This window comes from Pseudomonas sp. MDT1-85 (assembly GCF_054898065.1).
This window is the reverse complement of sequence record NZ_CM142715.1, coordinates 3,694,276-3,714,262: the sequence shown is the minus strand read 5'-3', so window position 1 is coordinate 3,714,262 and position 19,987 is coordinate 3,694,276. Positions and strand designations below refer to the sequence as shown.

General features: G+C 59.8%; 21 protein-coding genes. 12 read left to right on the top strand and 9 right to left on the bottom strand.

Going from position 1 to position 19,987, the window contains the following annotated elements; all coding sequences use genetic code 11:
• The first annotated feature begins 1 nt into the window (after position 1).
• Entirely contained in the window at positions 2 to 1,429 is a 1,428-nt protein-coding gene (locus tag ACYZT2_RS16685; protein WP_461965697.1) for a cbb3-type cytochrome c oxidase subunit I, read from the top strand.
• A 78-nt stretch (positions 1,430 to 1,507) separates the two neighbouring features.
• Complete coding sequence (locus ACYZT2_RS16680; protein WP_461965695.1) at positions 1,508 to 3,349, top strand: nitric oxide reductase activation protein NorD; 1,842 nt, start codon at positions 1,508 to 1,510, stop codon at positions 3,347 to 3,349.
• A gap of 23 nt (positions 3,350 to 3,372) precedes the next feature.
• Here ACYZT2_RS16680 and ACYZT2_RS16675 read toward each other — a convergent pair whose 3' ends face one another.
• Together ACYZT2_RS16675 and ACYZT2_RS16670 are read right to left on the bottom strand one after the other, a co-directional pair.
• A complete protein-coding gene (locus ACYZT2_RS16675; RefSeq protein WP_123360743.1) occupies positions 3,373 to 3,573 on the bottom strand; it encodes a protein DnrP in 201 nt (66 codons plus the stop codon).
• Positions 3,570 to 4,253: a Crp/Fnr family transcriptional regulator gene (locus tag ACYZT2_RS16670; protein WP_008075049.1), complete on the bottom strand. Its 684-nt coding sequence runs from the start codon at positions 4,251 to 4,253 to the stop codon at positions 3,570 to 3,572. The genes ACYZT2_RS16675 and ACYZT2_RS16670 overlap by 4 nt, the downstream gene beginning before the upstream one ends.
• A 572-nt stretch (positions 4,254 to 4,825) precedes the next feature.
• On the opposite strand from ACYZT2_RS16670, the gene ACYZT2_RS16665 reads away from it, so the two are divergent.
• Entirely contained in the window at positions 4,826 to 6,016 is a 1,191-nt protein-coding gene (locus ACYZT2_RS16665) for an NnrS family protein (RefSeq protein WP_461965692.1), read from the top strand.
• Between the two features lie 28 nt (positions 6,017 to 6,044).
• Positions 6,045 to 6,482, top strand: a complete 438-nt coding sequence (locus tag ACYZT2_RS16660) for a CopD family copper resistance protein (RefSeq protein WP_461965690.1) — start codon at positions 6,045 to 6,047, stop codon at positions 6,480 to 6,482.
• A 119-nt stretch (positions 6,483 to 6,601) separates the two neighbouring features.
• Here the strand turns inward: ACYZT2_RS16660 and ytfE are convergent, their stop codons facing one another.
• Positions 6,602 to 7,276 (bottom strand): iron-sulfur cluster repair protein YtfE, encoded by a 675-nt coding sequence (gene ytfE, locus ACYZT2_RS16655; protein ID WP_461965688.1) that lies wholly within the window; start codon positions 7,274 to 7,276, stop codon positions 6,602 to 6,604.
• 154 nt (positions 7,277 to 7,430) lie between these two features.
• Here ytfE and norR point away from each other — a divergent pair, with 154 nt between their 5' ends.
• The 8 genes from norR (at position 7,431) to ACYZT2_RS16615 (ending at position 14,974) form a co-directional block, all read left to right on the top strand.
• Positions 7,431 to 8,960 (top strand): nitric oxide reductase transcriptional regulator NorR, encoded by a 1,530-nt coding sequence (gene norR / locus ACYZT2_RS16650; RefSeq protein ID WP_461965686.1) that lies wholly within the window; start codon positions 7,431 to 7,433, stop codon positions 8,958 to 8,960.
• Between the two features lie 78 nt (positions 8,961 to 9,038).
• Complete coding sequence (gene pdxH, locus ACYZT2_RS16645; RefSeq protein ID WP_461965684.1) at positions 9,039 to 9,686, top strand: pyridoxamine 5'-phosphate oxidase; 648 nt, start codon at positions 9,039 to 9,041, stop codon at positions 9,684 to 9,686.
• A gap of 238 nt (positions 9,687 to 9,924) precedes the next feature.
• Entirely contained in the window at positions 9,925 to 10,479 is a 555-nt protein-coding gene (gene moaB / locus ACYZT2_RS16640) for a molybdenum cofactor biosynthesis protein B (RefSeq protein ID WP_038982823.1), read from the top strand.
• Positions 10,476 to 11,711, top strand: a complete 1,236-nt coding sequence (locus ACYZT2_RS16635) for a molybdopterin molybdotransferase MoeA (protein ID WP_461965681.1) — start codon at positions 10,476 to 10,478, stop codon at positions 11,709 to 11,711. The genes moaB and ACYZT2_RS16635 overlap by 4 nt, the downstream gene beginning before the upstream one ends.
• A 132-nt stretch (positions 11,712 to 11,843) precedes the next feature.
• Entirely contained in the window at positions 11,844 to 12,839 is a 996-nt protein-coding gene (gene ubiU, locus ACYZT2_RS16630) for a ubiquinone anaerobic biosynthesis protein UbiU (RefSeq protein WP_461965679.1), read from the top strand.
• Positions 12,840 to 12,849: 10 nt separating this feature from the next.
• Positions 12,850 to 13,740, top strand: coding sequence for a U32 family peptidase (locus ACYZT2_RS16625; RefSeq protein WP_461965677.1), 891 nt, complete (start codon positions 12,850 to 12,852; stop codon positions 13,738 to 13,740).
• Positions 13,734 to 14,204, top strand: coding sequence for a ubiquinone anaerobic biosynthesis accessory factor UbiT (ubiT, locus tag ACYZT2_RS16620; RefSeq protein WP_461965675.1), 471 nt, complete (start codon positions 13,734 to 13,736; stop codon positions 14,202 to 14,204). Before ACYZT2_RS16625 ends, ubiT begins: the two co-directional genes overlap by 7 nt.
• Positions 14,205 to 14,617: 413 nt before the next feature.
• Complete coding sequence (locus tag ACYZT2_RS16615) at positions 14,618 to 14,974, top strand: DUF6124 family protein (protein WP_030130729.1); 357 nt, start codon at positions 14,618 to 14,620, stop codon at positions 14,972 to 14,974.
• 150 nt (positions 14,975 to 15,124) lie between these two features.
• Here the strand turns inward: ACYZT2_RS16615 and ACYZT2_RS16610 are convergent, their stop codons facing one another.
• From ACYZT2_RS16610 to ACYZT2_RS16585, 6 genes are all read right to left on the bottom strand, one after another.
• A complete protein-coding gene (locus ACYZT2_RS16610) occupies positions 15,125 to 15,409 on the bottom strand; it encodes a type II toxin-antitoxin system RelE family toxin (protein WP_030130730.1) in 285 nt (94 codons plus the stop codon).
• An 11-nt stretch (positions 15,410 to 15,420) separates the two neighbouring features.
• Entirely contained in the window at positions 15,421 to 15,654 is a 234-nt protein-coding gene (locus ACYZT2_RS16605; protein ID WP_030130731.1) for a type II toxin-antitoxin system Phd/YefM family antitoxin, read from the bottom strand.
• A 542-nt stretch (positions 15,655 to 16,196) separates the two neighbouring features.
• Positions 16,197 to 16,595 (bottom strand): putative zinc-binding protein, encoded by a 399-nt coding sequence (locus ACYZT2_RS16600; protein WP_461965672.1) that lies wholly within the window; start codon positions 16,593 to 16,595, stop codon positions 16,197 to 16,199.
• A gap of 74 nt (positions 16,596 to 16,669) precedes the next feature.
• A complete protein-coding gene (locus ACYZT2_RS16595; protein WP_461965670.1) occupies positions 16,670 to 17,344 on the bottom strand; it encodes a Crp/Fnr family transcriptional regulator in 675 nt (224 codons plus the stop codon).
• 86 nt (positions 17,345 to 17,430) lie between these two features.
• On the bottom strand, positions 17,431 to 18,078 hold the full coding sequence (narL, locus tag ACYZT2_RS16590; protein WP_461965668.1) for a two-component system response regulator NarL: 648 nt from the start codon (positions 18,076 to 18,078) through the stop codon (positions 17,431 to 17,433).
• A complete protein-coding gene (locus ACYZT2_RS16585) occupies positions 18,075 to 19,877 on the bottom strand; it encodes a histidine kinase (protein ID WP_461965666.1) in 1,803 nt (600 codons plus the stop codon). The genes narL and ACYZT2_RS16585 overlap by 4 nt, the downstream gene beginning before the upstream one ends.
• Positions 19,878 to 19,987: the final 110 nt, after the last annotated feature.

The following is a 19,987-nucleotide window of genomic DNA, read 5'->3' as shown; positions in this document are numbered from 1 at the left end:
GATGAGCATTGCTAATCCGCATCTGAAATTCGCCTCGCAAGCCGTGGCCAAACCGTACTTCGTGTTCGCCCTGATGCTGTTTCTCGGTCAGGTGCTGTTCGGTTTGATCATGGGCGTGCAATACGTGGTGGGAGACTTTCTGTTCCCGATCATTCCCTTCAACGTGGCGCGGATGGTGCACACCAACCTGCTGATCGTCTGGCTGCTGTTCGGCTTCATGGGCGCTGCCTACTACCTGATTCCGGAAGAGGCCGACCGTGAACTGCACAGTCCGAAGTTGGCGATCATTCTGTTCTGGGTATTCGCCGCCGCGGGCGTGCTGACGATCCTCGGCTATCTGCTGGTGCCTTATGCGGGCCTGGCCAAACTGACCCACAACGAGTTGCTGCCGACCATGGGCCGGGAGTTCCTGGAGCAGCCGACCATCACCAAGATGGGCATTGTGGTGGTGTGCCTAGGCTTCCTCTACAACATAGGCATGACCCTGCTCAAAGGTCGCAAGACCACCGTCAGCATGGTGATGATGACCGGGCTGATCGGCCTTGCGGTGTTCTTCCTGTTCTCCTTCTATAACCCCGGCAACCTGGCCCGCGACAAGTTCTACTGGTGGTGGGTGGTGCATCTTTGGGTGGAAGGCGTGTGGGAACTGATCATGGGTTCGATGCTCGCTTTTGTCCTGATCAAGATCACCGGTGTCGACCGGGAAGTCGTGGAGAAATGGCTGTACGTGATCATCGCCATGGCGCTGATTACCGGGATCATCGGCACCGGTCACCACTTCTTCTGGATCGGTGCGCCCGAGGTCTGGTTGTGGGTCGGCTCGATCTTCTCGGCACTCGAACCGCTACCGTTCCTGGCCATGGTGATCTTCGCCTTCAGCATGGTGAAGAATCGTCGCCGGCAACACCCGAATCGCGCCGCCACGCTGTGGGCCAAAGGCACCACGGTCACCGCGTTCTTCGGTGCGGGCGTCTGGGGTTTTCTGCACACCCTGGCACCGGTCAACTTCTACACCCACGGTTCGCAACTGACGGCGGCGCACGGTCACTTGGCCTTCTACGGTGCTTACGCGATGATCGTGATGACCTTGATCAGCTACGCCATGCCGCGTTTGCGCGGGCTGGGTGAAGCCGCTGACGAGCGTTCGCAAACCTTCGAAATCTGGGGCTTCTGGTTGATGACCCTGTCGATGGTGATGATCACGCTGTTCCTGACCGCTGCCGGGGTCGTCCAGGTTTACCTGCAACGCTGGCAGGCCGACGGGATTGCGTTGCCATTCATGGCCACGGTCGAACATCTGCAGGTGCTGTTCTGGGCGCGTCTGGGCGCCGGTCTCGGCTTCTTCGCAGGCTTGCTCTGTTACCTGCTCAGCTTCAAGCAACGTAGCCGCGCCGCCTTGCGCGCACCGGCTGCGGTTGTACCTTCATGAACGAGTGCAATGGCTAGAAAAGGTCGGCCCGGCTGATACAGCGGGCCGTTTTTTTGGTTTCCAGGAAGGGCAAGCATCATGGCGTTTACCGTCGAACTGGAAGAGTGGGTAGGCAGTGTCTGGCATCGTTTCATCACTCGGCGTGCCAGCCCGGACTTCCCTGAAGCACGGGTTGAATTGGCCAGCCAGCAACGCCCGCTGGCGCTGTTGTTTCGTGCCATGGGCGGTGCCAATGGCGTCGGTGTGGAAGCCGCCAGCGACCGCGATCTGCTGCTGCGTCGAAACCTGTTGCAGCAGATCGCCGGCACCTGCAAACAAGTGCCGTTGGCGTGGTGTGACGCGAATAATTTGCGGCTGCCATCGAGCCTGGCGGTCTTCCCTGAAATCGCACTGAACGAGGAACTCTATCGCTGGCTCGCATTGCTGGCGGCACAGGCCGGGCAGATGCGTCACTGGGGGCGGGACAATCAACGCTGGACGCAACAGCTGTTGCGACGCTATCCCGCGTTGCGCGCTCGCTATAAACGCCTGGTCGATGCCCATCTGCAATTGCGCCCCGATCCGGCCTCGTTGAACGCCAGCGAAGCCGCATTGGAACGGGCGTTATGTCAGGCGCTACGCGAACCCGGCAGTGTTGAGCATTTCCCTCGCAGCGAACGGGCCGCGTGGCCGCTGCCGCTGTGGTTGTACCCGCCACAAAACCTCGCCAGCCCGCAGGCTGCGGATCTGGGCGACGAGTCGGAAGAATCGCTGACAACCCCGCCCGGTGAGCAGAAGGGCGGAAGCAAACGCGCCAAGCGGATCGATGAAGGCAGCCGCGACGGTGGGTTGTTAATCGTGCGTCTGGAGAACCTGTTCAGCTGGACCGAGCACGTCGACCTGGATCGCTGGTCGAACGACAGCGAAGACCCGGACGCCTCCCGAGTCGCCGACGATCTGGATGAATTGACCCTGTCGCGCACCCGTCTGCGCAAGGGCGGCGGTCTCAAACTGCACCTGGATTTGCCACCGGCCGATGTCGACGATATTCCCCTCGGCGAGGGCATTAAGTTGCCGGAGTGGGACTACCGCAAACAACAAATGCAGGACAGCTTCGTCAATCTGCAAATGATGGTGCCCCGTGACTGTGAGGCGCAGCCGCTGCCATTACGGTTGAAGGCCTCGGCGCACCGCTTGCGGCGTCAGTTCGAGCACCTGCGTAATGATCGTCAATGGTTACGCCAGCAACCTCAGGGATCAGAGCTGGACATGCAGGCCTGGCTGGATTTTCACGTTGAGCGCGAGCATGGCCAGTGTGCCGAACGCGGTCTGTTCATGGAGCAGCGGCAGACTCGCCGCGACCTGGCGTGCCTGTTGCTGGCCGACGTGTCGATGTCCACCGACGCCCACTTGAACAATGAACACCGCGTCATCGATGTCATCCGCGACAGCCTGCTGCTGTTCGGCGAAACCTTGTCGGTGCTCGGTGATGATTTCGCCCTGTACGGGTTTTCCTCGCTGCGTCGTCATCAAGTGCGCATGCAGGAACTCAAGGCGTTCACCCAGCGTTATGACGACACCACCCGAGGTCGCATTCAAGGGCTCAAACCGGGGTATTACACGCGCATGGGCGCCGCCATTCGCCAGGCCACGCAACTATTGGGCACGAGCAAGCGGCGCAGCAAACTATTGCTGCTGCTCACGGATGGCAAACCCAATGATCTGGATCTGTATGAAGGGCGCTACGGTGTTGAAGACACCCGCGAGGCGGTGCTGGAGGCGCGGCGTCAGGGGCTGACGCCGTTCTGTATCACGATCGATCGCGAATCCGGGGATTACCTGCCGTACATGTTTGGCGCCAATGGCTACACCTTGATCCGTCAGCCTGAGCAGTTACCTCTGCGCTTGCCGCAGTTGTACCGCCAGCTGACCCAGCCTTGAACTTCGGTTTGATCAACGCAGCATCAGCTGATGCTGCGCGGCAGCCAGAAAAACATCGTTACGCAGAAGATTGTCAGGCCGATGCAGAACCACTTGAATCGGCGCAACCGACGTTGCGCTGCATGTGCGGCCAGTGCCGGCAGGGGCATGCCGCATTGGCGGCACTCGATTTCTTGTGGTGGATTGGCGTGTTGGCAATACAGGCAGACGGGCATGGCACTCACTCGAACTGTTCCAGGCGCAGGCGATCAAGAATGGCAATCTGACGGCCGTCCTGAGTGATGATGTTTTCATCGATCAAGCGGCGGATGATCCGCGAAAAGGTTTCCGGCTGGATCGACAGGTGCCCGGCAATCAGCTGCTTGGCCATCGGCAGCTCGAATTGGCTGTCAACGGTTTGCTGGCGCACCAGTTGCGTCAGCAGATAACGCACAACCCGGTGGGTGGCGTTTTTCAGTGACAGGGTCTCGATTTCGTTGACCCGTTGATGCAAGCGAACGCAGAGCTTGCCCAGCAGTGCAAAGGTCAGCCGACTATTGCTCTGCAGCAGGCGCATGTAGGTGCTGTTGGATAACCGGTAGAGCTGGGTGGGGCAGATCGCTTCGGCCGAGGCCACATAGTTCGGGGTGTCCATCAGCATCATCGCCTCGGCGAAGGTTTGTCGATCGCTGATGACCTCAAACACTTTCTCCTGCCCATCGGGTGTCAGTCGGTAGATTTTCACCGCGCCGGCAATGATGAAATAGAACGAATCGGCTGGCTCACCCTGACGAAACAACGGCTCGCCCTTGTCGATGCTCAGCAAGTGACTGGTACTCATCAATTCATCCAGCTGTTCTTCATTCAACGGCTCGAACAAGTGATGACTGCGCAGAATCTGGTGATGGACGCGATGAAGCACCATGAGAATTCATCCTGAAGATTGAGGAGGGGATGGCGATCAAGTCAAACGAGGCCCAGCGAGACGCCGCTGGCCAACGCCAGAACCGAGGTCAACACCACAAACCAGGCCAGTGGCTGGATGACTTTTTTCATGACGACTCCTGGGGATCGAGAAGGATCAAGGTTTCTTTGATTGCTGAAAGCTTGAGCAAGACGCGGGCCATGCCTGGAGGCCTTTGTTTATTGGGGTTGTCAGATAAGAGGGTAAAAATGACCTCGAGGTTTAGGGTTTAAATAACTATTAATGGGTCATTTGTACCCTGATCCAAACACCTTGTGGGAGCGAGCCTGCTCGCGATAGCGGCGGGTCAGCCGACATTGATGCTGAATGTACCGCCGCTATCGCGAGCAGGCTCGCTCCCACAAGGGAAAACTCCCTCGCCACAGGAATACGAGAAAGCTGCAAGGCACGCCCCTTGCACCCTTGATCTGCGACAAAGGCAATTGATCGCCAATACCCGATCATTGCCCCCGGACTTACCTTGACGCGTGCGGGTTTGCGTCAGGTCAGCAGCAAGGTAAAGGAGTGGCTTTATGCAAGTGCTTGACCGCCGTAAAGCGATGGCAATCGCGCCGCTGTTACGGCTGGCCTTTCGGCCGTTTTTCCTCGCCGGCTGCCTGTTGGCGGTGCTGGCCATTCCGCTGTGGCTGGCGGCCTTCAGCGGCTCGATTTCCGACTGGCAGCCGGCAGGCGGTTGGCTGGGCTGGCATCGGCATGAATTGCTGTTCGGGTTCGGCTTGGCGATTATCGCGGGCTTTCTGCTGACAGCCGTGCAGACCTGGACCGGTCGCCCCGGCCTCAGCGGCAAACCGTTGGCCGCTCTGGCGCTGCTGTGGTTATTGGCGCGGGTGGCCTGGATGGCAAATGTGCCGTGGCCGTTGCTCGCGGTGCTGGAAATGGCGTTCCCGTTGGCGGTGGCGGTGCTCATGGGCTTCACCTTGTGGAAGGTGCGGCAGAAACGTAACTACCCGATTGTGGTGGTTCTGCTGTTGTTGGCCGTGGCCGACGGGTTGTCCCTGTACGGTCTGGCCGAGGGGCATGAAGGCTGGCAGCGCCAGGGTGTGCTGACCGGCATTTGGCTGGTGGCGGCGATGATGGGGTTGATCGGCGGGCGGGTGATTCCGTTCTTCACCCAGCGTGGCCTTGGTCGGGTGGAAGGCGTTGCTGCTTGGCCTTGGCTGGATCGACTGCTGTTGGTGGGCTCGCCGCTGGTGGCATTGTTGTATGCCGCAGGACCAGCGCTCAACCCCAATGTCTGGGTGGGCCTGCTGTTCGCGGTGCTGGGTGCGGGGCATCTGCTGCGACTGGTGCGCTGGCATGACCGGGCACTCTGGAGCGTGCCGTTACTGTGGTCGCTGCACCTGGCTTATGGCTGGTTGGCGGTGGCGTGTCTCGGGATGGCGCTGTGGCATTTCGGCGTGCCGATCAATCCGAGTCTGGTGGTGCATTGCCTGACCATAGGGGCTATGGGTGGCCTGGTGCTGGCGATGATCGCGCGGGTCAGCCTCGGGCATACCGGCCGTGCGCTGGAACCACCGTCGGGAATGACCCTGGCGTTCATCTTGCTCAACCTGGCGTGCCTGAGCCGGGTCGTGTTGATCGAGTTCTTTCCCTTGCCGGCATTGTGGTTGGCCGGTCTGTGCTGGGCGCTGGCGTTTGCGCTTTACGCCTGGCGCTACGGGCCGATGCTGTTGCGGGCCCGGGTCGACGGTCATCCGGGATGAACACGCGAACTGACAGAGGCTGGCGCTGATGTATCCCTTTTTACTGGTCACGCATTTGCTGGCAGCGATTGCCTTCATCGGCACGTTGTTTTTCGAGGTGGCTATCTGGCATCGCGCCCGTCAGCAGTTGGCGGATACCGCGCAATCCACGGCGGATCAGGCGATTGCCGTGCGTTCGCGCAAGGTGCTGCATGGCGTGGTGTTGCTGTTGTATGGCGCCGGCATCGGCTTGGCGTGGCAGTACCGGGGCGCATTGAGTCAGCCGTTGGCCAGCAGCTTTGGTACGTTGCTGAGCCTGAAGATCATCCTGGCGCTGAGCATCATCGGCCATTACTTGCTGCTGGCTTATTGGCTGACCCAAGCGCGCCTGACCGCGACTCGCGCCACCTGGATTCGCCGCAGCATCCTGGGGCACATGGTGTTGATCGTGATCCTGGCCAAGGCGATGTTCTATTGGCACGGTTGATCGTGCTGGAAAACCCATAAATCCGTGGTGATGCTATTCGCGAGCAGGCTCGCCCCCACATTGGAATACCACCCCATGTGGGAGCGAGCCTGCTCGCGAAAGCGGCCTCCGAAAATCGATCAGTGACGAGGGTTCAGGGCGTTGATGAACAGCACGTTGTTTTCCAGATGGATGTGTTGCATCAGGTCGTCTTTGAATTCCAGCAGCCCGCGATAGAGCGCACGCCAGGTGTTACAGGCATCGGCAGGCGGGATGATGTGATTGGTCAAGGCGAGCATTTTCTCCAGTGCTTCGCCATGTTGATCATGTTCGAAGCGCAGCACCTGGATCGGCGGAGCCGCTTGAGCACCGATGCCTTGTTGCAGCATCGGGAACAGCACTTGTTCCTCCTTGAGCATGTGGCCTTCGAGTTCTTGTTGCATGTCGGTCAGAAGATCGGCCAGGCCGTTGGGGCAGCTGCTACGCGCGCCATGGACCTGCTCGACGCGACGAGCCAGACGGATCAGTTCCGGCAGTTGCTCGCGGTGGCGGGCGTGGTAGCGCGTCAGAAGGTGGGCGATCAACAGTTCCATAGGTTCGTTACGCCAGTCGTGCTGGGTTTCGCCGGCGTCTTGCAAAATGTTCAGGGCGTCGGCAATGAGGACCGGATCGAGGTTTTTGCCAAGGGCCGCTTCACGCAGGCTTTTATGCCCGCCGCAACAGAAGTCCAGTTTGAAGGTATGAAAGATCCGGGTGGCACCGGGAATGTCGCAGGCCAGTTGGCCGAGGCTTTGTTCCAATAGGGTCTGGCTCATCAGGGTTCCTTGTTTGGGTTTCAACGGTTCCCCAGGCTCATTGCATCCGGCATGCCATATTTAAGTGATTGAAAAACATGAATTATTTTTTAGTTGTGGTGATAGACACCCTGACGCTTTAGGGTGAATCCAACCATAGAGGGTGATTACTACCATGCTGCGAGAAAGCCTGGCAGCCGACCTGATCGTCGAGTTGCCCAATGCCGTGCGGTTGCAACGACTGGTCCAGACCCTGCGCGAATACTTCAACAGTGGCGCCGTGGGCTTGTTGCGGCTGGATGACGATAGCCTCAGGCCCGTTGCGACGGTGGGGCTGGTTCATGAAGCGTTGGGGCGCCGGTTCGTCATCGCCCAGCATCCTCGTCTGGCGGCAATCATGGCGTCGCGCGAGCCGACCTGGTTCGAACCCGACAGTCGCCTGCCGGACCCCTATGACGGCCTGCTCGACAACCACGTCGGCGAACCGCTGCCGGTGCATGACTGCATGGGCGTGAGCCTGTATGTCGAGGGGCGGATCTGGGGCGCGATCACCCTCGATGCGCTGCACGCCGGGACCTTCGACAGCCGCGCGCGGGAAGAGCTCAAGCGCTGCACCTTGCAGATCGAAGCCGCCGTGCGGGTCACCCGGCTCGAGCAGGAAAACCGCAGCTTGCGTCTGTCCCGCAGCGATCCCCAGGACTTGCGAATGCCGGTCGAGGAGGGCGAGATCCTCGGGCAGAGTGAGGTGTTGCATCAGTTGCTCAATGAGCTGGATGTACTGGCCGACTCCGATCTGCCGGTATTGCTGTTGGGCGAGACCGGCGTCGGCAAAGAGTTGTTCGCCCGGCGCTTGCATCGTCTTTCAAGGCGCCACCACAAGCCGCTGATACACGTGAACTGCGCCGCCTTGCCGGAGTCGCTGGCAGAGAGTGAGTTGTTCGGGCATGTCAAAGGTGCGTTTTCCGGCGCCACCAGTGACCGTGCCGGACGTTTCGATGCCGCCAACGGCGGCACGCTGTTTCTCGATGAAGTCGGTGAATTGCCATTGGCCGTGCAAGCGAAGTTGCTGCGCACCCTGCAGAACGGCGAGATCCAGCGTCTCGGTGCCGACAAGCCGTTGCATGTTGATGTGCGAATCATCGCCGCGACCAACCGGCACCTGCCGGACAGCATCCGCGACGGCTTGTTTCGCGCCGATCTGTATCACCGGCTCTCGGTGTATCCGGTGCCGATTCCGCCCCTGCGCGAGCGCGGTAACGATGTGTTGATGCTGGCCGGGCATTTCCTTGAACTCAATCGGGCGCGGCTTGGCCTGCGCGGCTTGCGCCTGTCACCGGCGGCCGAGCGAGCGCTGCTGCTTTACACCTGGCCGGGCAATGTGCGCGAACTGGAACACGTGATCAGTCGGGCCGCGTTGAAGCAGCTCAGTCGCGGTACGAGTCGCGCGTTGATCATGACGCTGGAGCCTGAAATTCTCGATCTCGACAGCGCGATGGCGGCATCGGGGACGGTGGTCGAGCCATCCCCGGACGTTATGGCTGATCTGCCGTTCCAGCCCTTGGGCGAAGCCGTCGACGATTACCAGCGCAAGAAAATCCTCCAGGCCCTGAGCCTGTCCGGGGAAAACTGGGCCAGCGCCGCGCGCATCCTGGAAGTCGACCCCAGCAACCTGCACAAACTGGCCCGGCGGCTGCGTCTCAAGTAGGCGACAGTGTTGATGGTGATCAAGGTGGCTTTGCGCAGTGCCTCGCACACTGCGTAAAACCTTCTGGAGATCACCGTCATGCCGCTTTCCCTGGCTCAGATGCGCCGTAACTACACCCTTAATGGCCTGCAAGATGAGGCGGCGCTGGACGATCCGCTGGCAATGTTCCGGCAGTGGTTGCAACAGGCCCGCGACACCGAGTGCGCACCTGTCGAGGCCAATAGCATGGTGCTGGCGACGGTCGATCGTGAAGGACGGCCGCACTGTCGGGTTCTGCTGCTCAAGGGGTTGAGCGATGAAGGTTTTACTTTTTTCGGCAATTACCAGAGTGACAAAGGTCAGCAACTGGCCGCCAATCCCTATGCTGCGATGACGTTTTTCTGGCCGGGGCTGGAGCGTCAGGTGCGTATCGAAGGGCAGGTGTCCAGGCTTGATCCGGCGTTGTCGGATGCGTACTTCGATTCTCGTTCCATGGCCAGTTGCCTGGGGGCCTGGGCTTCACCGCAAAGCCGTCCGCTGGCCAGTCGCGCAGCGCTGGAATCCATGCTGGCCGAAACCATCAAGCGCTTCGTTGGCCAGACCGTGTCGCGCCCTGAGCATTGGGGCGGTTACTGCCTGCACCCTGAACGTCTGGAGTTCTGGCAGGGGCGGGCTGACCGCTTGCATGATCGACTCGATTACCGTTTGCGCGATGGTCTGTGGAAGCGAAGCCGGTTGGCGCCTTGAACAGATCGTGCAGCAATGAAGAACAATGTGGGAGCGAGCCTGCTCGCGAATGCGGTGTATCAGGTCCATTAGGTGCGACTGACATACCGCATTCGCGAGCAGGCTCGCTCCCACAGGTTTTGTGAGTCCGACACATTCTCCTTATGTCCCTGTGGAGGTACCTCCTTGGAGGAATAGGCTCGCTCGCTATTCCGGTTCAGGCTTTGGGCCATACCCTCATCTACGGGAAGACCTGGATATGGCCCATCTGGCGCAACGCACATTTGAACCCCTGAACATCGCCGTACTGACCATCAGCGATACGCGCACCTTTGACACCGACACTTCAGGACAGACCCTGACGGATTTGCTGCAAACAGCCGGGCATGTGTTGATCGATCGTGATCTGGTCAAGGACGACATTTATCAGATCCGCGCCACCGTTTCCCGGTGGATCGCCGACCCCAAGGTGCAAGTGGTATTGATGACCGGCGGCACCGGTTTCACCGCTCGCGACAACACACCGCAAGCGGTGCTGCCGCTGTTGGACAAACATGTGGAAGGTTTCGGCGAACTGTTCCGGCAGGTTTCTCTGGAGGAGATCGGCATGTCCAGCCTGCAGTCCCGGGCACTGGCCGGCATGAGTAACGGCGTGCTGGTGTGCTGCGTTCCAGGCTCGCCGGGTGCCTGCCGGACTGCCTGGAACAAGATCCTGCTCGAACAACTGGACAGCCGCACCGGCCCGTGCAATTTCGCCCCGCATTTGAAACCGCAAGCGCAGCGGGTCATCGACGCCTGCGGGACACGCTCATGACCGGCCGGGTGTGCGACATTGGCAACCTGATGCCGGTGGACGAGGCCATCAGCCGTCTGCTGGACCAGGCACCGCCGCCACCCCTGGCGCAAATGGTCCGTCTGGATCAAGCCATGGGGCGTGTTTTGGCGGCGGACATTCATTCCCCGGTTAACCTGCCGGCCTGGGACAACAGTGCCATGGACGGTTATGCCCTCAGGGCAGCTGACCTGCCCCAGGCGGGTGGTTGTTTGTCGATTGGCGGGCGAATTGCGGCGGGGGATCAAGCGTGTTCACCCTTGCTCGCGCAGCAAACGGTGCAGATCTTTACCGGCGCGCCATTGCCACCGGGTGCCGATACCGTCGTGCCGCAAGAGCGCTGTAGGGTCGAGGGCGAGCGCGTCTGGTTCCCGCCTGTATCCATTGGTGATCATGTGCGCAAGGAGGCTGAGGAAGTTCGCCGCGGGGATCTATTGCTCAAGGCCGGCAAACGCCTGCGCGCACAAGAATTGGGGTTGCTGGCCGGCGCAGGTATCGCGCGGGTCGAGGTCTATCGGCCGTTGCAGGTGTGCCTGCTCAGCAGCGGTAATGAACTGCGTGAGCCAGGCGATCCGTTGGCGCCGGGGCAGATTTACAACAGCAACCGGTATTGCCTCGCCGCGTTGTTGCGCGGCTGGGGCGTCGAGGTGCACGACTATGGCGCCATGGTCGATGAGTTGGCGGCTAGCCGGCATGCCTTGAGCCTGGCGTCTTCGGAATGCGACTTGCTGTTGAGTTCCGGTGGCGTGTCCGTGGGCGAGGAAGATCACCTCAAACAGGCGATCGAGGAACTGGGCAACGTCGATTTCTGGCGGCTGGCCATCCAGCCGGGCAAGCCACTGGCCTTTGGCGAAGTGGCCGGCAAACCGTGGATTGGCATGCCGGGAAATCCTTCGGCGGCGCTGATTACCGCATTGGTGGTGGTGCGTCCGTTCCTGCTCAGGGCCCAAGGCGTGACTGACGTGCTGCCGGTGCCGTTGGCCGTGCCAGCCGGGTTCGACTGGTTGCAGCGTAACAAACGCCGGCAGTACCTGCGGGCCCGATTGACGCCCGGCGCCGACGGCCAGTTGAGCGTGGAACTGCACCCTCAGCAAAGCTCGGCCATGTTGACCGCCGCGTGCTGGGCAGATGGGCTGGCGGTGATCGAGTGCGAGCAGCAAGTGCTCAAGCACGACAACGTGATGTTCCTGTCCTTCGCCGACCTGATGCATTGATGGCAATTGATTGCCGTCAAGGCCGTGCCTGCCGGTCTCGCTAGACTGGCAGCGCCTTTTTCGATCGCCCCGGACCTTCGCGTCATGGGCCTCAGGCGATGGCCCGGATGCGTTTTTTCATGAGGATTACCCATGCAACTGGTCTGCCCGGCAGGGAATCTGCCTGCGCTGAAAGCGGCGGTGCGCCAAGGCGCCGATGCCGTCTATGTCGGCTTTCGCGATGACACCAACGCCCGGCATTTTGCGGGGCTGAACATGGACGACAAGCAGTTCGACGCCGCGGTCGTCCACATCCGCCAGCATCAACGCAAACTTTACGTCGCGGTCAACACGTACCCGCAACCCAAGGGCTGGGAGCGCTGGCAGCGGGCGGTGGATCGTGCCGCTGATTTCGGCGTGGATGCGCTGATCGCCGCCGACCCCGGGGTGCTCAACTACGCCAGTCAGCGTCACCCGAAACTGGCGTTGCACCTGTCGGTCCAGGGCTCGGCGACCCATGCCGCCGCGCTGGAGTTTTATGCGCAGCGCTACGGCATTCGTCGCGCGGTGCTGCCACGGGTGTTGTCGTTGGCGCAAGTACGCCAGGTCGCCGCCAGCAGCCCGGTGCCCATCGAAGTGTTTGGCTTCGGCAGCTTGTGCATCATGGCCGAAGGGCGTTGCCATCTGTCTTCCTACATTACCGGTGAGTCGCCGAACCTGTGCGGTGTCTGTTCGCCAGCCAAGGCTGTGCGCTGGAGCGAGGATGCCGAAGGTTTGAGCGCACGCCTCAGCGAAGTCCTGATCGATCGCTACACCCCTGACGAACCGGCCGGTTACCCGACGTTGTGCAAGGGCCGCTTCCTGGTCGGCGGCAAACGCTTTCATGCGCTGGAAGAACCCACCAGTCTCGACACCCTGGATTTGCTGCCGGAACTGACGGCCATCGGCGTCGAAGCGGTGAAAATCGAAGGCCGTCAACGCAGCCCGGCCTATGTCGAACAAGTCACCCGTGTCTGGCGCGCGGCCCTGGACGCCCATCGCGGCGCGCCGGGCAGTTTTCGGGTCAAGGAGGAATGGCGTCAGGTGCTGGCTGGTTTGTCCGAAGGCAGCCAGACCACTCTGGGTGCTTATCATCGATCATGGCAATGAGGGGCGCGACATGAAGCTCAGCCTGGGACCGGTTCTGTTTTATTGGGACAAAGAACAACTCAGCAACTTTTACGCCGAGATGTCGGCCTTGCCCCTGGATGTGATTTACCTGGGGGAAACCGTGTGCTCGAAACGCCGGGCATTTTCACTGGATCAATGGCTGGGTTTGGGCCGTGAGTTGCAGGAGTGCAGCCAGGCACAATTGGTGCTTTCCAGCCTGACGCTGATCGAAGCGGCGTCCGAACTCTCCAGCCTGCGCCGGCTGTGCGACAACGGCCAGTTGCTGGTGGAGGCCAACGATATGGGCGCGGTACAGTTTTTGGCCGAGCGCAAGTTGCCGTTCGTGGGCGGCCCGGCGCTGAATTTGTACAACGGTCATACGCTGGCGCAACTGCTGGACTGCGGGATGACCCGCTGGGTGCCGCCCGTGGAATGTTCGGCGGCGCTGATTGGTGATGTGATCGAACAGGTACGCGTACTGGGCCATGCAGTGCCGGAAGTTGAAATCTTTGCGTATGGGCATTTGCCGTTGGCCTATTCCGCACGCTGCTTTACGGCTCGGGCGGAAAACCGGCCCAAGGACGACTGCCAGTTTTGCTGCATCAACTACCCCGACGGCCTGCCGTTGACCAGTCAGGAAGGGCAGGCGCTGTTCACCATCAACGGTATACAAACGATGTCGGCGGAGGTGACCAATCTGCTGGCGGATTACACCGGATTGGTGGCCTGTGGCGCCGATCTGTTGCGTCTGAGCCCTCGCGCTCAGGGCATGGCCGAAGTGGTCGCGGCCTATCAACGGGTTCGTCTGGGCGAGACACCGCCGCTGTTTGTCGAAGGGTGCAATGGTTATTGGCATGGCCAGGCCGGCATGCTGCGTGTCGAGGAGGTCGGCCTGTGTTGAGTCGAAAAAAGTGGCTGTTGAAAGGTGCCGACCGGGTGTTGCCGTTGGTGCGCCGGGTGCCTTTTGCCGTGCAGCGACTGGCGTTGCAACAGGCGCTGAATCGCTGCCTCGCCGGGCCGTTGCGCGATGGTGAGTTTGAGGTTTTGCGTGGGCGTTGGTTGTGTCTGCGGATTCCGGATCTGGGGTTGTCCTGGTATCTGACGCTCAGCAGTAAAGGGTTGCGGATTGCCGAGCGCGCCGTGGCGCATGTGACGATCAGTGGTAACTGGCGGGAGTTTTTACTACTGGCGAGTCGTCAGGAAGATCCGGATACGCTGTTTTTTCGCCGGCGTTTGGTGATTGAGGGGGATACGGAGTTGGGGTTGGCGTTGAAGAATCTGATCGACAGTCTGGATCCTGATGTGTTGCCTGTTTGGTTGTGGCGCAATCTGGAGCGGGCGGGGAAGGGGTTGGCGGCGGGGTAATCGACATTGCTTGATGCCGAGCGCGAAAAACTTGGGCTCTGGCTTATTAAACATCGCCGGAGGTTGCTTGTTTAAGCAACCTCAAGGTTACGTCCTGAAAGCTACAAAACCTTGCGCCGTTGCCTACGGCTGCGCCAGAATCCGCCGGCTTGTGTGTCGTGGGGCTTGGTTCTATCGTTTCCGTGTCGCTGATCATTCAGCGGTCGGGCTTGGAAACTCGACGGGTAAACGACACGAAGGCACTCTTCATAACGTACTTTTTCGCACTCTGTGCATTCCGTTATGGCGGCTGTGCGTGGGAGACCTTATAGGTCTGCCGGGCTCGTTTACCCTGGTTTTCCAACCCGCGTACAGCTGCCACCCCTTCGCTTGGAAACGAACGTGGCAGCTCCACTAGTAAACGAGGATTTACCATGTTCAAGGTCACGCCAAACCCGCCGGACATCGATCCGGTCTCCCCGTATGAACCCGATTCAAAGAAGCTCAATGAGGCCGCCGAGCGGGCTCTGAACTTCCACTTCCCGTCGAATGCCGACATCAAAGCTACCGCGCGTACACGCAGCACCCTGTTTTCCGTCGACCCTGGGGCCACTGCCGAAACCTTGGCGGTTTTTTTGGTCGAGACGCTTGCCTCTGTCGATGTAATGGTCCATCAGTTGGTGGATCATTTGGAGGGTGAGTCGCGCTACGCGCTGCTGGGTATTTCAAACAGCATTATGGTGGCTGAGATCACTGCAAACCGGGTGCTGGATAAAATTGAGCCTGCGTAGGTGTGGTCTGCTGTGGTGAGTGGATGACTGACGTTGGGCTGTGCTGCTGTTCCTTTTTTGGGGCTGCTGAGCAGCCCAGCGGGAGCAAGCTCCCTCGCCACGGGTTTCTCGGGCGGGAAAAGAAAAAACCCGCCGAAGCGGGTTTTTTAATCAGACTCGTTTAGTCGCAGAATCGTAGACCTCTTCGTCTCGGCGAGCACCAACGCACAAAACTAAAACGATTTCAGTACCGTTCACGCGATAAACGATGCGCACATCACCTGTCCTTATCCGGCGGTATCCGGCCAAGGCTCCCCGAAGGGGTTTACCAATCTTGTCGGGCTCTCCTGAAACGATGCGCTCCCGAATGACTTTCAGAATGCGTTTCGCTTCGGCGCTTCCGAGCTGTTTGAGATCATCTTCTACAGCAGGGTGAAACCGAACATTCCAATTCATCTGCATTTTGCCTAACTAAAGCGAGCCTCCATGTCTTCAAGGCTCACTGTGACTGTATTGTCGAGGCTGGACAGGCGTTCGATGGCTAGTAGTTCTGAGCGCAGATCTTCAAGTTCGTCCTGCAGCGCTTGGTAGGCGTTTACGCCCACTAAAACCGCTGCTGGTTCGTTGTCCTTGAATATCACCAGGTGGGTTACCTCCCCGCTGGCGATGTCCTTCAATCGCGCTCCAAAACTACGTGCCATAGCCGTGGCAGACACTGCCTGCTCAGCTCGGTCTAGGAGTGCACTCATGTCATTTATCTCGTCAGTTCAGTTGTCAGTTCAGTCGTCAGGAAGCGTTGAGTACCGCTACCTGCGAATTATTGCGTATGATCATGCGTAAGACAATGCGTTTTTTATTGCGCACTGACCAGCGGTCGCCACGGCCAACGGGTGTCCTTTTAAAGCGCAGCTAAATATCTTTATCGAACATCCTCGCGATGGCTTCCAGGTGGGCTAACGCTAAGTCGAGGATGGCCTTTTCCGCTTCAGGCTGCAGATTCCTTCGGCATCCATGGGCAAGTATGGTCGGCAGGTCGATATGTTTGCCCCGTCAGTTGATGACTCAGCGGAGCGTTTTCTATTGCGTGGGTTGCAACCCTATTGCACAGGGTGTCCCAATTTTTGTCAGCCTATCCTGGAATGGGCCGGATTTATCTCGCTTACTCATTGGGATTTATCTCAGGTCCGCAGTTGCTCAACTGTGGGCGCCGACAAGCCCGCTCCCACAGGGTTTTTGTTGTTCGTCAGGCCATCGTTTCCTGCCGGCTTACATGCTGGCGAGCATCATTGGCAATCAACTGCCTGATCCCTTCAAACAACTCATCACTCTGCGCCTGCGTGCAATCCTCACCATGGCGTTTACGCAGCCCATAGTGGCTGAGAATCAGATGCACATCAGCATGCAGGCCATGTTGCTTGAGGCAGTTTTCAACACATTGCAGCGGGCAGCCATCCAGCGCGAAGATCCGGCGCCCCGAGCGCGCTTTGTTGACCAGCGCCGCCACATGCCCGCCGACCCCGACGATGCAGGACATTTCAGCCAGGCCGCTGCGGTCCAGTCGCACGGCCAGGGTGTTGGCCAGTTGGGCGACGTTGGAGCAACCTGAGCAGGAGTAAACCAAAGGCAGGGTTGAACGGGGCATTTGCACTCTCCGTGGATGGACTCTGCCAGTGTGCAAGGTGCGTGGCATCGCGCCTTGATGACGGTCAATTCCGACTATTGAAACGCCGCCAGCTCCTCTTCAGCGAGAATGCTGATATGGCGACGCTCCATGGCGATCAGGCCGCACTCCACCAGACGATGCAAAATCCGCGAGAAGGTTTCCGGTTGAATCCCCAGCTTCGACGCAACCAGACGTTTGGACACCTGCAAGACAATCAGACCGCTGACCGGATTGCGTTCCTGGAACAGGAAATTGATCACCCGGCGACTCGCACTGGCCATGGTCAAGGTATCGATGTCACGCAGACGCAGGTGCAGGTGAACGCTCATGCTCGCCAGGATCGCCAGACAGACTTTCGGCTGGTCTTCCAGGGCATTGCGGTAATGGTTGCCCTCGATACTCACCAGCACGCTGTCCTTCAGCGCCGTGGCGCTTACCGGGTAGAGCCGGGCCTGGCTGAACAGCAAGGCTTCGGCAAAGGTCTGGCCGGGCTGGATGATCTCCACCAGGTTTTCCTGGCCTTCACCGGTGAGCCGGTACAACTTGACCTGGCCGCTGACCAGCAGGAAAAAACGCCTGGCCGGATCCCCTTGATGCATGAGGGTGCTGTGACAGCTAAGGCGCTTGAGCATGGCCAGGCTGCAGACTTCCTCGAAGACTTTCTCCGGCAGTTGGCTGAACAGATGATGACGGCGCAACGTTAAAACGATGGAAGGGTGGGTCAGCATGGCGTACCTCCGCTGACCGTCATAGTAGAGAGCGCAAGCCGGATGACCTATGCCTCTGCAGGCCTACCTCCAAAGAGGCATACCCCTCAGCCCGCACTGCGCAGATGCTCCATGGCCCACACCGCCGCCTCCACCCGCGAGCGTAAGCCGAGTTTGTGCAGCAGGTTTTTCACGTGGACCTTGACCGTCCCTTCGGTGATGCCCAGCTTGTGCCCGATGACCTTGTTGCTGAAGCCGCTGGCGATGGTTTTCAACACCTGACGTTCACGTTCGGTCAATTCCACCACGGCCTGGCGAGGCGGAGAACGTAGCGCTTGGGCCATGACTTGAGTCAGGCCGGGGCTGATCACCAAGGCGCCGTTCAAGGCATCGCGGATGTACTGGATCAACAGTTCCGGTTCCATGTCCTTGAGCAGATAGCCGTCGGCATCCAGGCGCAGTGCGTCGCGAATATCGTCTTCGGCGTCCGACACCGTGAACAGCAGCACCTTGCCGGTGTGGTGCATCGCCCGTAATTGGCGCAGGGTTTCGATGCCATTCATCTGCGGCATGTTGTTATCGAGCAACACCAGGTCCGGTTGCAGCGGTTCGATCAGAACGAGTGCTTCTTCACCGTTGCCGGCTTCACCGACGATCAGGAAATCATCTTCGAGTTCGAGCATCTGGCGGATGCCGTGACGCATCATCGGGTGGTCGTCGACCAGCAGGATGGTGTGTTGCAGGGACGGGTTCATGTGACGCTACCTTCTGTTTGCTGCCCGAGAAATTCCGGGTGGAATTCCAGTTGGACACGGGTGCCTTGGGGTTCCCTGGAGATGATCTGCAGCTGGCCGTGCAAGCTGCGAGCCCGTTCATCCATGATGTTCAGGCCGTGGTGTTCGCGTTGGTCGACGTTGCCGCTGAAGCCGCGACCGTCGTCTTCGACCGACAACCTGACGGTCTCGCCGTCTTGGCGCAGTTGCAGCCAGGCGTTTTGCGCATGGGCGTGGCGCAAGCAGTTGGAGAGCGCCTCGCGGGTGATCTGCAGAATATGAATTTGTTCACTGGCCGTTAGCTGAAAGGCCAGCGTGTCGACGTGCAGATGCACCTGAAACTCCCCGCGACGGGAAAATTCCTCGGCGGTGTCCTTGAGTTCTTGCACCAGTCCCGCGTCGTGAATCTGCAAGCGAAAAGTCGTCAGCAACTCGCGTAACTGGCGATAGGCATTGTTCAGCCCCTCGCGCAATTCGGCGGTGACGGTTTCCAGGGTCTGGACCGGTTCGCCACGGCGCATCAGGGTCTGCATGCGGCTGACTTGCAGCTTCATGTAGGACAGGGCCTGGGCCAGTGAATCATGCAGCTCGCGGGCGATGATCGTGCGTTCTTCGAGCAGCAGCAGGCGATGATCCTGTTCCCGTTGGCGCTTGAGCGAGAGCGAGGTGCCGATCAGGTTGGCGAGGGCCTGGATCAGTTGGGTTTCCCAGGCTTGCATGGGGTGGCCGTCGACAAAGTGCGCCTTCAGTTCACCCAGTTCACTGCCCTGGTTGCTGATGCTGAAGGTTTGCGGATTGGCTTTGTGGTGTTTCTGGCAAGTGGCGCAGTCGCTACTGGCGCAGACTTCGCGGATATTCGCGCCGTGCAGGGCCAGTAACTGTTGGGCCGGTGCCTGCAGTTCGCCTTGCAGGCACAGCGACAGGCGCAAGCCGGGCAAGCGTTGCTGGAAGCGTCGAATCAATTCATCGAGACCTTCGGCATTGGCCAGGCGTGTGGCCAGGCTTCGGCTGCTTTGGTACAGCAACTCGAGGGCGGCATTGGCTTGTTGCAGGTTCAGGGTTTTTTGCTGGACCTGACTCTCCAGAGTGCGATGCGAGTCTTCGATCGTCTCGGCCATGGTGTTGAAACTCGTGGCCAACTGGCCCAGTTCGTCGTGGGACTGATGGTTGACCCGCACCTTGAAGTCGCCGCGACGAAAGCGCTGGGTCGCGTCCACCAACTCTTTCAAGGGCATGACGACTCCGTACTGCAATTCGTAGAGCCCAATCAGCAGGACGAACAGGGTGGTGAACAAGGCGAGGCCCTGGATCATCTGTTGCCAGCCTTGTTTCTGTTCGCTTTGACGCTGCAACAGGTTGACGAACTGGTTCAGTTGTTCAACGAAGGGCAGGGCCTGGACTTGAAAATAGGCGGCATCGCCACGCTCCAGTGCCGGGCGCAAATCCTCGTTCCAGTGTTGCTGGATTTGCCCGTAGCTGATTTGCAGGGCAGCGGTCGGGCCATCTTCCAGCACCGCTTTGAGTGACTGGCTGTTGAGGCGGGTTTGCAGGCTGTCGCTGATGGCGATGATTTCTTCGCCGGTTGCACCCGCGGCCAGTTTCCAGCTCAGGTGATAGGTCTCCATGCGCACCGAGCCTGCGGTGTTGATGGCGGCGGCATCGCCCTGGCTGAACCAGGCGATCAACCCGGCGCTCAACGAACTGGCAAGCGCCAGCACGGCGATCAGGATCACCGCCAGCCCGGCGCGAGCGGGCAGGGAACTGCGCAACCAGCGGATCATTAGCGCAGGTCCCGGAAAAAATCAGGAAAACCGAGCATGTGCAGCTCCAGGATGGGTTTTGCCGCCGATCCCGGGCGCGCTACCTCTAAAGAGTTGTCGACTGATCCTTG